Here is a 17,066-nt window from a genome sequence, read left to right as displayed (position 1 = left end):
CTGCATTGTTCGATGAGGATGCTGCTGTGCAAATTCACACTTACAGGAAAAGCTCCCGCTAATCCAGCTGAAATTGGCGTATTTACCGCGTTTAACTGGAAATACTCCTGTTAATATCGTGAATATAGCCGTAATTACTTGCGATTGGCTGAATTAGCTGGAGAAATTCCTGTTAACGGGCATTAAATGAGCAAAGCTGATTATTTAACAGGAGTTTTTCCCTTTACTTCGAGTACAAATCACATACGAACTCCCAGCTGCACCAATATACACAAAAAGCTCCTATACCACAGCCAATGCTGCGGAATAGGAGCCTTTTTACATAGATTTTTACTTAGACTTTCACGCAGTTTTTTACATAGACGTCATGAAATCAGTCTAGTTAAATCGCCCAATTTCCGTTGCGGAAGATAGGCTCGCGAGTGCCATCCTGCGTCACACCGTCAATATTCATATCAGCCGATCCGATCATGAAGTCTTCATGCGTAAGGCTTCTGTTTGCGCCATGAGCAAGAAGCTCCTCAGCTGACATTTTTGTACCGCCTTGGATATTGACGGGGTACGCTTGACCCAGCGCAAGATGACAGGACGCGTTCTCATCATACAGTGTATTGAAAAACGTGACATTGGAGTTCGAAATCGGTGAATCATGCGGCACAAGCGCTACTTCACCGAGCTGTCTTGCCCCTTCATCCGTGTTCAGCAAATTAGTGAGCGCCTCATATCCCTGCTCAGCGGAATGATCTACTACCTTGCCATCTTTAAAGGTCAAACTGAAGCCATTAATGACTTGACCGTTGTAATTCAAAGGCTTGGTGCTGCGAACGGTTCCGTTCACACCATCCTTATTTGGCATGGTGAATACTTCTTCCGTTGGCATATTTGGATTGAAATAAACGCCCTTTGCATTTGCTTTGGAGCCGCCTAGCCAAATATGTCCATCCGGCAGGTCTATCGTCAAATCCGTTCCTGGCGCTTCATATTGAAGCTGTTTGTAGCGCTTGCTATTCAGCAGCTCAACCATCTGAAGCAGCTTGGCATTATGCGCTTTCCATGCTTGAACAGGATCTTGAAGGCCAATCCGGGTAGCATCAACAATGCGTTCCCAAAGCTTCTGCACCGCTTCTTCTTGCGTAAGATTCGGGAATACTTTAGCTGCCCACTCAGGAGTAGCATAGGATACTAGCGACCAAGCATTCGTATGATTCATTAGTGAACCGCGATAGCCGCTAAGCGCAGTTGAAGCTGTTTTTGATGCAGTCGCAACGCGCTTCGCATCTACATCGTTAAGCAAGTCCGGGTTCGGAGAGTAGATGGTGATGAACGCTGCGCCATTTTCCACAAACTCTTCCCAAGCTTTGGCACGCCACATCGGATACTCCGAGAAAGCCTCTTCAGGAGCCTGCTTGTATTTGATGCGGGAAAGCTCCTCATCGTTATATTCCACATGGACATTTTTTGCGCCTGCCTTATAAGCCTCAGATGCAATAAGCCGTACGAGTGGAGCTGCTGTAATAGGTGCCATGACAACAACCGTTTGTCCCTGCTGCACGTTGACGCCAACCTTAACGACCAGCTCTGCGTAATTTTCTAATTGCTTTGGTGTTGGATACATGTATGTAAATCCTCCTTCATAATCAGTTCATTTTTTCTCAAGCGATAACCTTCTTCTATTATAATCCGCCAAGATAAATTGCTCAAATGATGCTGTGCAAGCAAAACGATTAATTCGATGAAACTGGTTATAATCTGTATATCCTAATCTCAGCAGAACAAGTTATAACTGTTTATAAAAAAGAGCCTCCCACCGTTCAACGAATGAAAATGAACGAGGGAAGCCCTTTATAGAAAACTCATATGTTATTGCTGCCCGTTTATGACATTAATAAGGGCTTTCCACCTTCATAATATCCATGAAAGGAACCTTTGTTACGCTGCCCATGTATTCCACATGAACCTTTTTTGTTCTTGAATCGAGCACCGTAATGACGCCTCTTACTTGCTCTGCTGCCCATATCGTAAGAAGCAGCTCTGTGCCTTCTTGCTTTGCTTCAACCAGCCGCTCGCCCAGCTCTTCCAGCTCAAATTCATCTCTAGTAGGCCTTTTTGGTCCTTTTGCCAACTTGTTCCCCTCCTGCTAGGTATGTACCCGTATTTTCAATAAAAAAGGGTCCCTCCGCTCGAGGAGACCCTGTTCCTATCGATCTAAGTTACGCGAATATATCTATTATAGCATGCCGCAACTGTCTCTGTTAGCGATATTGCGAGAGTTTCAGCAACAATTATTGGAATGCGAGATCATAGCCTGAGCCTCTCCCTTAAATAAAAAGAAGCCCTCCGTATGGCAGTCCATAACAGAGGGCTTCGTTCCTATTTTATGAATGCTTAATTCCAATGGTCAAAATCTCACAAGGACCAACCGATACTTCAAGCAGCGATTGTCCATCTGCAGCAAGATTTTCGACTTCATGCTCAAGCACGTTACTTTTATAAGCTTGTTCAAGTGATACAGCTGCTGCTTCTGACAGCTTAAGCGCCGTTTCAGAAGGCTTCATATTATACCATCTAAGCATGAAATCGCCAGATTGCTCATTCACCTTCATAGAGGAGAATGCTAGCCCACTGCCGTCCCAAGCGAATAAAGCGCCGTTTGGAGCAAGCTTGCCGGCATGGACGCCTGTCTGACTAACCGTCCACGGCACTTGGAACTGATATGCCGCTGCGTATGCGCCGGATGCAACTCCGTCGCCGTTATGCGGAAGGATCGTCAAGCTGAAGCTTTGCTCACCCAAGCATTGTGCTTCTGGTGTAGGGAATACGCCCCAATCGCCAAGCTCAGCAACTGCACGAAGCAATGTAATCGCAATGGTATTGCGTCCATCGCGCAATACTTCGTATTCATTCAGGCCAAGGTTGGCAACCGTCAAACCAGCTTTATCACCGCTCACATCGACAAACGCTTGTTGATGCTGTGCGTTGCTAGGATTGATCCACTCTGCTGCCGGCTCGTTATCACGCGTTGCAACCTCGAAGATGGAATCAGCTTGATGAACAGCCGTTTCTAGATCCGTTGGGAATAATACGCGAACCCGGTGATCCTTCGCTTGGTTGTTGAAGGAGGATTTCCATTCCACCCCTTCGCCTTTGCGGCTTATTGCAATTTCAGTCCGAATCGTAAGCGGAACTGTCGCTTCCGTACGCTGTGACTTCCGCTCAGGGAAATAAACAGCCTCTTGCTTCTCAACCTCGAAGTATGGTTCTGCTGACGCAGGAACTGCCCATTCATGAACGATTTCGAATGCCGCACGGTAATCAGAATTCTCGATTAGACGAATGCTTGCAGGCATACCCTTTGTAGTCAAAGTTTGCTCTCCGGTTGGCTGCTTATACATATATTCGTTGCCGATATCGCCTGTATTCTCATACACGCCAAGCTCGCGATAGATTTGACCGCTGCGTTTATCGGTCAAGTTAAACGATCCGTCCTGCGCGATATCAATTCGAAGCCATTCATTCTCAAGCGCATGCTCGCCAGCAACCAGCGATTGTGATGGCTGCAATTCTGCTTTCGCATTTCGAACATAACCATAAGCTGCCAAGCCTAGCGCAGCAACTTCCTCTGCTTCGAATGTCAGCTTCACTTTGCGGCTCATATATGGCTGACGGAACTTGTCATCTGGCAGATCATAACCGAATTGAAGTCCCATGTCAGAAGCTGTATGCGCAATGGCTTCACCGTTTCGATCAACAAGCGTTCTGCCCGTTACATCGACAGCATACATTTTCTTGTTCATCTCATCCAGCGACAAACCATCACGGAAGTAAATGCGAGCGATGTCCAGCTCAACCACTACTACTCCGCTGCGATCCCAGCCCGTTGTATTGTACACAACAAACGGCAGTGCATCTTCGCCATATTGTTCAAATATGGAAGTGTCAACCGCATTGGCAATTATCACTTTGCTATCGTCAATAATCGCTTCCGCAATATGACGGCTCTTATCGAAGCGAGTCACCATCTCACGGTGAACCTCGTCCACGCTGCAGCCGCAAATGCTGTCATGCGGATGGTTCTGCATCAGTGTTTTCCAAGCGTAAGTAAACAAGTGATGCGGGTATTCGTGGCCAAGTGAATAAGCAAGCGCAGCAAGCGGCTCCGCTACCTTCTCCAGCATGGCTTGACCAAGCTGATTCATTTGCTTCAAGTAAACCCGTGCGGAAGCCGTATTCACGAGCGTTGACCAGCCGTCTGTTCGTTGGCTGCGAAGCTCGCCTTTCACGACAGACAGCTCGCGTGTAAGCGAAGCATTCACCGACGCCAAATAATCTTGGAAATTCGAATGAATGAATTCTGTGTCAGGGAAAAGCTCTCTTGCTGTTTTCAGCGCAGCAGACAGATCCTGCTGAATTGGCTGATGGTCGCATCCGTTCATGAACAGCAATTGGCCTGTAGCAGCATACTTCTCTGCCTCAGCCAGCTTGCGCTCCCAATATTCCTTGGCGCTTGCTTCGTCTGCAGGCACTTCCATGCCGTTGCAGTACCAGTTGGCGAACAATACGCCCAGCACTTGCGAACCGTCTGGCCCTTCCCAAATCAGCTCCGAGAAGGAAGATTCATAATCGGAATCTGCTACTGTATTGTTAAAGCCCGTTGGCTTCACGCCCCTGCCAAATACCGCATTATCGATACCGGCTTGACGCAAAATTTGCGGAGCTTGACCGATATTCCCGAACGTGTCTGGAAAATATCCTACTTTGGCAATCGTTCCATAACGGCTCGCATCCTGATGCCCGATTTGCAAGTTGCGAAGATTCGCTTCACTGCTCGTCAGGAAGGCATCCTGCAAAATATACCAAGGCCCGATCGGAATACGGCCTTCTTTAATATAACGTTCTAGGTGCTCACGATTCTCGGGGCGAACCTGCAAATAATCTTCCAAAATGATCGTTTGACCATCCAAATAAAAGCTTTTGAAGTCCGGATCCGTATCAAGTGTATGAAGCAGCGTATCCATCAATTTTACTAGCAATACATGGTGCTTCTCATATGGCAAATACCATTCCCGATCCCAGTGGGTATGCGAGATGATATGGGCTGTTCGTTTGTCTTTCATCACTAGAACACCTCTTCTTGTTAATCGTTGTTTGCAGGAATTACGTTCACATTCACCTGATCAGGTCGGTAAACGGACAGCAGCTGACCGTTTTTACCCACTGCAAAGAGTACAGACCGCTCCTTCTCCAGCGTAAAAGCGTAAGAAACGCCGGTTACAGGGTCTTTCACCTCAATATCGACATCCAAGCTGAACTCAGATACGAATGTGAATAACGCGCCGTCTTGGAATGACAGTTTACGACCATAAACGCCTGGCAGCTGTCCGCCTTTAATCCAATCCAGCTCCACGCTGCAGCCTGCATAGGTGAGCGCAAACTCATAAATTGCTGAGATCGGCTCAATGCGATCATTCAGCTCTACTGGCAGCGGACACCAAAGGATGTTTCCTTTGCCGTGCGATAGCTCGATAATCTGATCGACTTCAGCTGCAGAAGTTCCTTTTTGCGCTTCCTTCCATACCTGAGCAATTCTCCGATTGCCATAAGAAACAGGCAGCAAACGTTCACCGATGCGAAGCAGTTCTTCGCGGCGTACATTGACAAGCTCTCTTGATCCAAACAACTCAGCATGACGATCGACTTGACGCCAGTATGCATCAAGGCTTGTTGGACCTGTCAGCAGCAAAGTTGCTCCTGTACGTTCAACGTAGCTAAGCAGCTGGTTCATTGCAGCATCTTCGATATTATGAGCACTTGGTACAATAACGAGCTTAACCGGATTTGCTTCCAGCTCGTCCAGGTGATATTCCGAAGCGCCGCGGAACGGCTTGTTCAGCTCATAGGCCAGCACACGCGTAGCTTTTGTTGTTGCATCAAACGCCAGCTTGCGATTGGAAAAATCATTGGAATAAGGGAAAACGACTGCAGTATCCTCAAGCTCCCGCCCTCTGAACAAATCTCTGATTTCACCCATGAAGCGTCCGAAATCATAAGATACATTTGCCTCAGGTTTCTCCGTGCCATCTGCTCGAAGTGCGCCGATGTGCGATTCATTCGCATTGTCCATATAGAAATTTGTATTCCAAATCCATTGCACCGCACCTGCGCCACCTGTTGCAAAAGCATAGGCATATTTGCGCTCAAGAATATCGCGTAGTTCAGCTTCTGAACGTTTCGCCCGTCCTTCTGGTGTTTCCACGTACATAATGCCCGTTTCCTGCACCAAATTCGGCTTGTCTGCCGTCTTAGCAAATATACTGTCCCACACCAAATGATCATTCAACCACCAGGAATGCACGGTTGTATAATCGACAGCCTCGCCGTAGAAGAATGGTGATGGTCTCTGTGCGCCAAGCGCTTCATCCTGTCCGACCGTAACCATATGATCTGGACATTCTTCTTTAATGGCCTGGTACAGCTCCTGTGCCCAGCGATTGTGCATATCCATGGAGAACAATACATAATCAAGCCAGCGCGTACCCTTCTTGCCTTGATGCATATCTTGAACGTCAAAGTTGATTTCCTCTGGCTCAGGCACTTTCACCGATTCAAAGCTCGGCAGCTGCTCTGGCGTCATATTCCATAGCTTCTGCAGCTTCTCCACAGATTCGTGGCGTTCCTTAAGCCAAGCTGCATAGGCCGCCTGCTCGAATGGATCGCGTGCTGATCTTGGTCCGTCAGAAAAAATACGAGGAGGATCAAACATTGACGGCTCGTTAATTAAATCCCAATCGACATGCTTCGATTGTTTGTGGCGCGAAATGATCGAGCGGATGAACCGTTTCTGTGCTTCTAAACTCCGCGGATCGAGATAAGGATTTTGGCCTTCCCAAGTTTCCGGAGTGAATGAGAAGAAAGTAAAGGTTACCTGCAAATCATGGCGTTTGGCTGTAAGAAGAAACGCATCAATGGAGCGAAGCGCCTCTTCCGATGCATGGCCATCAACCTGCATAATATTGCGATAAGCCGTCCATATGCCGGTTCTAATCCAGTTGATGCCCGCTTTGCGCATCTGAGCCATATCGCGATCCCAAACCGATGCGTTTGGCAAAAATAAAAACTTGCGCGCAACATCCGAAGTCATGTAGGTCATGCCGACAACCGGCATCGGTCTGCCGTCTTTTACGAAATAATCGCGCTCGCTCGTAACCGGAGTTCCCTCTGCAAGCAGCTCATCATCAAAACCCCAGAAGCCTTGGCGAAGAATGCGTACTTCTCCATCCGATGACTCCGCGATACAGTCCACCTTGTAGTATCCGCTCACGATTGCTAGAGGAACGGGAATACGAACGATAAGCTGTTTGCTCGCTGCTTCCGCATTGATACTGCTTGTCCACCGCTCATCTGGCTTGCTTTCATGCTTGATCGTAATTGAAAAGTTCCAGCTTACAGCTGGCAAATCTGTCGCAGCAGCAGAGCGGCTAAGCTTCTGTACTTGCAGCGTCAGCATCGCACGCTCATCCAGCTCGTAGGACGCATAATTAGGTTTCAGCCACAGCTCTGTTACGCCTGCTGAGCAGAATTCCGACCAACGGCGAAGCTCGTCCGCTCCTCCGCTTTGCCAGAATAGCTCCGTTAACGGCTGATTTACGAACAACCAGCGCGCGCCTGCGAACATCCCCTTCGTGTTCTCCCATAGTACGACAGGTGCTGCAACTTCTCTTCCTTCTGCTGAAACACCCTTTAGAAGCGGGTACAATTGTGCGTCCATCGGCCCAGCAGAACCCATCTGATGCGGCAAATCACTCGTTTTCGTTACATGCGGCACTAGATTCCAAGTGCTTGAAACCTCAAACATGGACTCTTTGCCTTGCAGCAGCGGAAGATCTTCCATTGCACGCAATTTCATAATCGGTGCTGCATCTACAGGCAAAGCCTCATGAATATGAAGCTCGCGGTGATAGGCGGTTTGCTCAGATTCTGGCTTCCAAACGCCAGCTTCATTTTTTGAAACGGGTTTTTTAAATGGAGCGCCGCCGATGCTGATTAAACCTCCACCGCGCTTTAAGTAGGCTAAAATTTCAGACCATGCTTGCTTTGGGAAATACGGCGCATGCATATTTATAAAGCTTCCGCCATCTGCAGCAGCGAGTGCCGCTCCTAGATTATTCGCGCGAACGACGCTGCCGAATTGCAGAAGCTGTCCTTCTACTTCCGAGCTTAGACGTGTATCAATCGGAAACGATGGGTCATAGAAAATAATCATGCTCATAGAATCTCATCCTTCATCGCTTGATAGACAAGCTGTGAGAAAAGACTGTTCGACCAAGCGAACCATTTGCGCGTGAACACAGCTGGATCATCCGCATGGAAACCTTCGTGCATATAGCCTGTGTCCGCGTCAGTCGCTTCCAGCATCGCAATCAAATCTAGCTTTTCTTCGCTGCTAGTAGCTGTAATTCCTTGCATCGACAATGCCATATGCCAGATGTAGCCTGGAGGCGTATGCGGACTGCCGATACCTTTTGCTGCCGTTCCTTCATAGTAGAAAGGATTATTTTTGCTTAGAGCAAACTTTCTCGTATTCACATAAATCGGGTCTTCTGCATCCACATAACCAAGGTATGGGATCGAGATCAAGCCCGGAGTTCCTGCATCATCCATCAGGCAGTAATTGCCGAAACCATCCGTTTCATAAGCATAAATAGGACCGAATTCCGGATGCTGATAAATACCGTAAAGCTGAATGCCATGGTTGACATCCTCTTCCAGCTTTTTCAATTCTTTAAGGAAATCCATGTCACGGAATACCCATTCCGCTATTTCCTCCATTTGGCGAAGCGTAACAACCGCAAACATGTTATCCGGGATGTTGTAATGGAAGTCACATGCATCATCGCTTGGACGGAAGCCTGACCAAATCATACCCGTATAGTTTACAGGCATGCCTAGACCAGAATTGCGAAGTGAATCAGTTGGAATGCCATTATCACGAGTAAAACGATAAGGCGATTGTTCAAAATGGCGCTGTTCTGTCTTCCAAAGCTCTACGATGCGGCGCATCGCTGCTTTGAAGCCGGAATCGAAAATATCCGTCAGCTCCGTTTCTTTCCAGTAAGCATGCGCGAGGCGCATGGAGAAACAAATGGAGTCAAGCTCGAACTTGCGCTCCCATACCCATGGAGACATATCCGTTTCATCCGTAGTATTCCAGTGCCAATCATTAGCGGACTCATTGAACGCATTCGCATAAGGGTCGATTTGAATATAGGAAATATGGCGTTTAATCAAACCACTAAGAATTCTTTGCAAATCTTTATCATGTTTCGCGAATGGAACGTAGTGCATCACTTGCTCGACGGAATCACGAAGCCACATCGCAGGGATATCGCCCGTGATTACAAATGTCGTGCCATCGTCCATCAGCTTCGTCGTTGTTTCCAGCGTATTCGGAAAGCAATTTTTGAACAATTGAAGCAGCTTCGGGCGATGTGCCAGCTTCTGCTCCGCTTCCTTCAGCACGTCTTGAATCGCCTGCGGCAGCGTTAGCTCAGGCATCGGAATTTTCGGTAATCTAAATTGCTCCATCGTATTTGCTCCTTTAGAAATAGGATTCGTAATTATTCCTTAACGGCACCAACCGTCAAGCCTTGAATGAAATATCTTTGGAAGAACGGATAAGCGAATACGATTGGGCCTGTTGCCAGCACCACCATCGCCATACGCGAAGTATCCTGCGGCATCGACTGCAGCAAACCGGTGCTGAGCGACGCATTTTGCGAGTTTTGCATAATGAATTGCATACTATTCTCGATCCGCATCAGCATCGACTGAAGCGGCACTAAATTCGGCGTGTTAATGTACAGCAAGGCGTTAAACCAATCATTCCAATAGCCTAGTGTACTGAACAAAGCGATGGTTGCAAGCCCTGGAAGCGACAAAGGCAGCACCAGCTTGAAGAAGGTTCCAAATTCTCCCGCACCATCGATTTTGCCTGATTCTATAATAGCATCTGGCACCATGGTCGAGAAGAATGTCCTTAGGATCATAATGTAGAAAGCGTTGACCGCAAGCGGTAAAATAAGCGCCCAAATGGAGTCTTTAAGTCCAAGCAGCTGTGTAACAACAATATAAGACGGCACGAGACCACCGTTAAATAGCATCGTAAAAAAGGCGAAAAATGCGAAGAAACCGCGATATTTAAAGCTTTTACGTGAGATTGCGTAAGCGAAAAGCGCTGTACATACAACACCAATGACAGTACCAATAACGGTAACAGCTATCGTTACCCCATAAGAGCGAAGCAGTTGATCCCCCGCTTTAAATAAATAGCTGTAAGCCTCAAAGCTCCATTTTTCAGGAAAAAGCGAATAGCCGTTTTTAGCTAGCGTCGCCTCATCCGTAAACGAAATGATGGTGACGAATAGAAAAGGAAATACACATAACAATGCAAAAATACCAGCCACGGAATGGAATCCTATATTCCAAATGGGCGTCAACCTATGAAAGTCGCGGGTTTTCGTTTGAGCGGACATAGCGGTTTTCCTCCCTGCGCAATGCTTGTTCCTGCAGTAAAGCCTTTAGACTAGAACAAAGCATTGTCTTTGTTGAATTTACGAACAATTCCGTTCGATGTAATAACGAGTACAAATCCAATGATCGACTGATACAAGCCTGCTGCTGTACTCATGCCGATTTCACCAGTTGATTTCAAGCCGCGATACACATAAGTATCGATAACATTCGTTACGCTGTAGAGTGTTCCAGAGTCCCTTGGCACTTGATAGAACAGTCCGAAATCCGCATAGAAGATTTTACCGATTGCAAGCAGCGTCAATATTGTAATGAGCGGTGTAAGCATCGGGATCGTAATGCTGCGAATTTGCTGCCATTTATTTGCGCCATCGATCATTGCCGCTTCATAAAGGGATTTATCAATACCCATGATGGCTGCCAAATAGATGACACTGTTGTAGCCGACTGATTTCCAAAGAAATACGACGACGATAATAATCGGCCAATAGGTTGGATCAGAGTACCAGTTTATCGGATCGATGCCGAACCAGTTGAACACTTGGTTCACAACGCCTTTATCCAAGCTCAGGAAGCTGAATACGAAATAACCGACGATAACCCATGATAGGAAGTATGGAAGAAACATACCTGTTTGATATACTTTTGCTAATTTCTTGTTCGTAATCTCAGCCAGCATAATCGCCATTGCAACGGCAATGACTAGACCAAGCACGATAAAGAAGATGTTATAAACGACGGTATTGCGTGTAATGATGTAAGCATCATTGGTACTGAATAGAAATTTGAAGTTTTGCAGGCCTACCCACTTGCTCTCGATAATGCTGGCAAGAAATCCATCCCGGCTGTATCTGTACTCCTTAAACGCAATAACCATACCGGCCATCGGCAAGTAAGAGAAGAAGATGAACCAGATTGTTGCTGGCAGCACCATAATCAACATCGCTTTATTTTTATTAATATCTTTAAAAAACCGTCCTATGGCTCCCACGTGATCACCTCTCAGTTGTCAGATTAATAAGCAAAGGTATGAAACGAATGCCGTGCATTCGCTTCATACCTCCCTCATGTTTACTTGTTCGCCGCTTTCCATTCGTCAAGCTGACGTTGTGCTTCAGCCATGATTTTATCAAGTCCAGCTGCTTTAAATTTCTCGTTTGCACGTTTGATGTAAGTCTCAGGATCAACTGTTCCTGTCATAAGCGGTGCCCAGAACTCTTCTCTTACGTTTTGTACGGAAGCAATTTCAGTCGTTACTTTCGACGGATCGAAGTTGAAGCCAAGAAGAGGTGCTGGTGTTCCTGCATCGTTAAACTTCTTGAACTCTTCCCACTTGTTCGTAGGATCTGTTGTATTCAAGTACGTAAGCATTACGTTACCCAGTGAGAATGTTGGCATGTCATAGTTTTTTGACTCATCAAGGTTTTCCATAACATTGTCGCCTGTTTTCTTGTAGTGAACGCCTTCGATACCGGAATCAATCATGTTGCGAAGCACAGGATCTGTGTTCAGCAAGTTTAGGAATTCCATTGCTTTTTCTGGATATTTCGAGTTAGCCGAAATAGCTTGCATCGAGCCCATAACAGACCAGTTGTAAATAAGCGCTTTGCTTGCAGGAGTTGAAACTACTGGGTAGCCATAGCTTGCAGACCATAGGTTGTCAGCGAAAGGCTGAGTTGTCGCACGGTCTGAGAACCATTTTCCAGTCGTTTGAACATCTGTCATCGAATCCATTGTTGCTGCTTCAGTTGGAATGTAGCCAGCTTTATAATATTTGTGCATTGTAGTCAAAGCTTGTTTCATTTCTGGTGTATCTAGAACGTTAACCAATTTGTAATCCTTCGTATCGAGGGAAACAGCCATTGGAAGCTTCTCGATTACATAGTCATATGGCACGTAAGGCATTTGGTTTTTATCAACCGCGAAAGGATATACGCCTTGTTCGTTTTCTTTGATCGTTTTGAGCAATGGCTCAAGGCTCTCAAGTGTGTTCACTTTTGAAATATCGATTTTGTACTTGTCTACATACTGCTTGTTAAAGCGCCATACTTCTTGCGCTGGCAGCTCTTTGTTTGCAGGGATACCATAGTTGTGGCCGTCAATTTTGGAGCCTTCAAGGAAGGCAGGATCAAGTGTATCGACGATACCTTGACCGTGCGATTTCAACAAATCATCGATTTGCATGAATGCGCCTTTTCTTGCGTTCTGCACATAGTCAAACGCCCATGAAGACGTAAACATAATGTCTACTGCTTCACCGGAAGCCGTCATAACTTGCAGCTTCTGTGAGTAATCGCCCCAGTCAATCATGCTCATTTTGACCGTAACACCAATTTTTTCTGCTGTATATTTGCTTACTTCCTGCATAACCTTGTCCACATCTTTTTGAGGCGTACCAATTGTGTACCAGAGCAGTTCTACTGGTTTCTCGGCAGTGCCTTCACCTTCGTTTTTGCTTCCGCCGCACGCGCTAAGCACGATTGACATGACCAGCATCAGTGCAAGCGCCGGCATAAATCTCTTTTTGTTTCTAATCATTGTAAGTCCTCCCTATGTCTAGTTACGAAGCACAATTCAATTGCGTAAGCATACGCTTACTTTATTGCTCTGCCCTTAATTCGCGTTGCGTTTTAGGGCTAACTTAAAAATAACGGATGTAACGGTTTTCATATAGGGAACAAACTAAAGGTATGGTGTACAAATTAAAGAAAAAAAGGACTTCTCTATCTTGCATTAGAGTAGTCCTTTGTAATCTGTAGGAGAAATCCCTACATATTTCTTAAATTGTTTATAAAAATATCCAGTTTCCCAGTAGCCGACCTGAAGCGCAATTTCCTGCACCTTCAGATTTGTCTCCTTCAACATTTCCTTAGCTTTGCCTATTCGATATTTGTTTATGTACTCGGTAAAGGTTTCATTTGTCTCCTTCTGAAACAGATGTCCGAGATAAACAGGATGGATGTTGTATTGCTGGCTGAGCGATTTTAGCGACAGCGCCTGTGCATAGTTCTCATGCACATATCCGAGCAGTAGCTGGATGATCGGGCTTTTCACGTCGCGCATAAGCGAATCCACCGTCAAGGTAGCTGCTTCTTTGACAACGGAGGAGAGCCCTTCAATCGTCTCGGCTTGCATGATTTGTGTGAATCCTGCTTTGAACAGCTCAGGCTGATCTGCCTGCTTAATTTCTTTGAGCTCCATTTTGAACCGTATCATCATCTCAATGGCCATACTTTGAATATATTCCGGCGTAACGCCGTCCAGCGTCTGATAATGCTCAAATTCAGCATCAATTGCCGCATGAAGCTGCTCTAGATCCTTCGCTTTAATCAACTTCGAGAATAAGGACCAATTCAGCGGCTGCGACGTTACGTTCTCAATACTGTTCTTCTCTGATAGCAAGCTATAGTCCAAAATAGCCGGCTCGTCGGATAATAAGAAATATTCCTGCGCCTTCTTCGCATGCGCGTAGCTCTGCGGCGCACCCTCGCCTACCGCCTCCACACTGCCAAGCGAAATACGCATCGGGCTCGGAGCGAACCGTTTCTGCATATTTTCAAGCATGCTCATCGCCTTTTCCTTACCTTGTTCCTTGTCCTCCAGCATAAACACGATAACCAAGTCGCCATCAATGTCCACAAACGGCAGCATCGACGGATCTTCCATGGCAAGCCGCTGTAGTGCTTCATAGGACGGCTCGAACTGACTTTCCGTTCGAATAATCGCAGTCACAAGATAAGGAGCATCCAGCCGGATTTCAAGCATATCGGTACGTTCGATCAGCTCATTTGGCGCAATGCGTCCAGTCAGCCACCGATACAATATATTATCCCTAAGAATGCGAATATCATAATCACTAAATAATCGGTCTGGCCTTGTCGTGTTCAATTTGTCGATAGTATTAGCCAGCGTCTCCTGCAGCTCGTCAATATTAATCGGTTTAAGCAAATAATTTTCCACACCAAGCTTAAGCCCTGACTTGATATAGTCAAATTCGTTGAAGCCGCTCAAAATAATGACCTTCAAATCCGGGCGGAATTGCCTTGCTTCGCGAATCAAAGTTAAGCCGTCCATCACTGGCATTGAAATATCCGTAAGCAAAATATCAGCCGATGACTCCTTTAACGCTTCAAGCGCATCCTGGCCATTTTCCGCTGAACCTACGATTTCAAGGCCAAACGCCGCCCAATCGATAATGTCGTACAAGCCTTCAATAATAAACGGCTCGTCATCTACAAGAAATACTCTATACATGCTGCGCCTCCTCTGCTACTGGGAATTCAATCGTTACGATCGTTCCGACGCCTGGCGTGCTGTTAATTTCAACACCATATTCCGTTCCGTACAGCAGCTTCAGTCTCTCATGCACACTCCGAAGACCAAAAGAATCGCCGCTTTCCTCCAGCATGTCCATCGACTCACGAATGGACGCGAGTCGCCCAGGCGCTATACCTCTGCCATTATCCTCGACTTGAATTTGTATGCGATCCTCTATCTGCCGAACATTTATTTTCACTTGGTTATCCGGCCTGCGCGCTTCTAGACCATGTACAACGTAATTTTCAATGATCGGCTGCAGCGCCATTCGCATTATACTTTTGCTAGCCAAGCTCTGATCGCAATGAATTTCATAAGACAGCTTGTCCTTATAACGAATCCGAAACAGCTCCAAATAGAGGCGCGAAGTCTCTAGCTCATCCTTGAGCGTGTTTTCACCTTTGGGCTGAACGAAGCTTTTGAATAACACTGATAAGCTGTATATCATTTCGCCTACATCCTTCGCTCCTTGCGATACGGCCCGCATTCGAATCACTTCAAGCGTATTGTACAAAAAGTGCGGATTCACTCTAGCCTGCAGAGCAGCAAGCTCTGTATGCTTTTGTTTAATCTCCGCTTTATAGACGCGGTCGATATGCTTTGTCAGCTCGCCGAGCATATCGTTAAAGCTTCTGGAAATTTGCCCAAGCTCGTCCTCTTTCTCGTCTTGGATGCGTGCGGACAAGTCGCCGTTCTCCACCTTGCGCATAAATCGTATGATTTTATTCGTTCGTTTCGCGAAATTGATAACAACCAAGGTCGGAACCAGCAGCACCATAATGATACAAATGATACTAATCAATGTTATCGTGTGCTTCAAGCCTTGATAGGCAGCAGCTACCTCCGCCTTCGGCGCTACACCAACTACGGTATAACCCGCTTCGGTTTGTGTGAACATCTTGACATAAGATTCCTGCTCAAGCATCACAGTGTCATTCAAGGAATCAATTTTATCGATATAAGGGTACCGTTTACCATAAAAGTTGTCTGAGGAATCGAAGAGCACTTCCCCTGTTGGTCCAAGGACAAGAATGTAGCCCTTTAATTGCTCTTTATAGCTCTCAAGTGCTTTTTGAATCCGTTCTGAGTTGAAATAAACGAGCAGCTGTCCTAGGTTTTTTAACGTATTTTTGTCCGTAATGGGAACACGTATCGCGAATAGCTTTGGATCCTGTTGTCCAATTGCCGTTCGTACCCATGCATTCGGCAGCGTTACTTTACTTCCCTCCATCGCCATGGCATCCGGGATATAGGAATGTGCGGCATTCGTAGATATTAACTTCGTTACATGCCCCTGCTTGTATGCGTACAAAAACTGTTTTTCCGAGCTGTATAGCAGCAGGTTCTCGATATCGGCATCATTTTCAACCTTATTTTCAAAATAATCCAGCCCCTTCGGCATGTCGATATTAATAGAAGAGGCATATTGATCCAATTGATAATTGATGTAATCCTCGAACGGATTTTGAAGGAAATAAGTAAGATGAAGGGATAAGGCTTCATTCCTATACACGTCGAGCATGATCGACTCCACTGATTCGAATTTACGTGTCATATAGTTATTTACGCTGTCGATCGCTTTTTTCTGATTTTCAAGCTCATTGCGCACAATCGATTCCGACATGACATTAAACATAAAATACGAAAAAGTTACGATCGTCACCGTTGTAATCAATGCAAACAACAAAATCATTTTCATGAAAAGATTATTTTTGACATAGTTGCGGTACAAGCTTTTTGCCTTCAAAATAAGCTCCTTTCCCGTGAATGATCGTTGCTCTATAGGTTGATCGGAGTTCACGATATGGGGTACAAGGTTTAATAATACTTCAGTATGATTTGCTGGCACAAGTATGCTCCTTAATAATCGGCAATTGAAGGGTACGGTTGAATGGCGCCTCGGAAGGGGCGTATAATGTAAAGGTGAGAGAATCCGCAAGATTGGAGATGAGAGCATGACAATTGGTAAAATGCTTCGAAATGTTTCCGTCGGACTGATATTCGGCATACTGGCCATTGGATTACTGCCGTTTCTGGTCATCTTTAACTGGACGGAGATGCTCAATCTTGTCGAACTCGAAACCTCGCCATTATTTATGCTTCTTGGACGATTTATTAGACCGACCATTCGCAAGAAAAGCATGAACAGCGTGAACAACATGGACAGCCAGGAACATAAACAAGATTTCAATCAATAAGCTAGCAGCAGCCTAAACCGTTTG

The 17,066-nt window shown here is 46.0% G+C and carries 11 protein-coding genes; 1 reads left to right on the top strand and 10 read right to left on the bottom strand.

Annotation, left to right across the window (positions count from 1 at the left end; all coding sequences use genetic code 11):
• Positions 1-382 precede the first annotated feature (382 nt).
• The 10 genes from AB4Z45_RS18515 to AB4Z45_RS18470 form a co-directional block, all read right to left on the bottom strand.
• Positions 383-1,615, bottom strand: a complete 1,233-nt coding sequence (locus AB4Z45_RS18515) for an aminopeptidase (RefSeq protein ID WP_441910730.1) — start codon at positions 1,613-1,615, stop codon at positions 383-385.
• Positions 1,616-1,882: 267 nt separating this feature from the next.
• Entirely contained in the window at positions 1,883-2,122 is a 240-nt protein-coding gene (locus AB4Z45_RS18510; protein ID WP_076269718.1) for a YolD-like family protein, read from the bottom strand.
• 253 nt (positions 2,123-2,375) lie between these two features.
• A complete protein-coding gene (locus tag AB4Z45_RS18505; RefSeq protein ID WP_441910728.1) occupies positions 2,376-5,114 on the bottom strand; it encodes an alpha-mannosidase in 2,739 nt (912 codons plus the stop codon).
• A 20-nt stretch (positions 5,115-5,134) separates the two neighbouring features.
• A complete protein-coding gene (locus tag AB4Z45_RS18500) occupies positions 5,135-8,266 on the bottom strand; it encodes a beta-galactosidase (RefSeq protein ID WP_441910726.1) in 3,132 nt (1,043 codons plus the stop codon).
• On the bottom strand, positions 8,263-9,582 hold the full coding sequence (locus tag AB4Z45_RS18495; RefSeq protein WP_441910724.1) for a glycoside hydrolase family 125 protein: 1,320 nt from the start codon (positions 9,580-9,582) through the stop codon (positions 8,263-8,265). Before AB4Z45_RS18495 ends, AB4Z45_RS18500 begins: the two co-directional genes overlap by 4 nt.
• A 32-nt stretch (positions 9,583-9,614) precedes the next feature.
• Positions 9,615-10,529 carry a carbohydrate ABC transporter permease gene (locus tag AB4Z45_RS18490; protein WP_076269714.1) on the bottom strand — a complete coding sequence of 305 codons (915 nt, stop codon included), beginning with the start codon at positions 10,527-10,529 and terminating at the stop codon, positions 9,615-9,617.
• A gap of 50 nt (positions 10,530-10,579) precedes the next feature.
• Positions 10,580-11,518, bottom strand: a complete 939-nt coding sequence (locus AB4Z45_RS18485; protein WP_179089866.1) for an ABC transporter permease — start codon at positions 11,516-11,518, stop codon at positions 10,580-10,582.
• A gap of 80 nt (positions 11,519-11,598) precedes the next feature.
• The gene (locus AB4Z45_RS18480) at positions 11,599-13,065 is read right to left on the bottom strand and encodes an ABC transporter substrate-binding protein (protein WP_441910722.1); all 1,467 of its coding nucleotides are present in this window, start codon (positions 13,063-13,065) and stop codon (positions 11,599-11,601) included.
• 195 nt (positions 13,066-13,260) lie between these two features.
• Complete coding sequence (locus AB4Z45_RS18475) at positions 13,261-14,781, bottom strand: response regulator (RefSeq protein WP_441910720.1); 1,521 nt, start codon at positions 14,779-14,781, stop codon at positions 13,261-13,263.
• Positions 14,774-16,693, bottom strand: coding sequence for a cache domain-containing sensor histidine kinase (locus tag AB4Z45_RS18470; protein ID WP_441910718.1), 1,920 nt, complete (start codon positions 16,691-16,693; stop codon positions 14,774-14,776). Before AB4Z45_RS18470 ends, AB4Z45_RS18475 begins: the two co-directional genes overlap by 8 nt.
• A 106-nt stretch (positions 16,694-16,799) precedes the next feature.
• Here AB4Z45_RS18470 and AB4Z45_RS18465 point away from each other — a divergent pair, with 106 nt between their 5' ends.
• Positions 16,800-17,042, top strand: coding sequence for a hypothetical protein (locus tag AB4Z45_RS18465; RefSeq protein ID WP_441910717.1), 243 nt, complete (start codon positions 16,800-16,802; stop codon positions 17,040-17,042).
• The last annotated feature ends 24 nt before the right edge of the window (positions 17,043-17,066 follow it).

This window comes from Paenibacillus sp. MCAF9 (assembly GCF_052114265.1).
In the GTDB taxonomy this organism is placed as follows: Bacteria; Bacillota; Bacilli; order Paenibacillales; family Paenibacillaceae; genus Pristimantibacillus.
The sequence above is the reverse complement of the archived record's forward strand: the minus strand, read 5'-3'. Positions and strand labels throughout refer to the sequence as shown.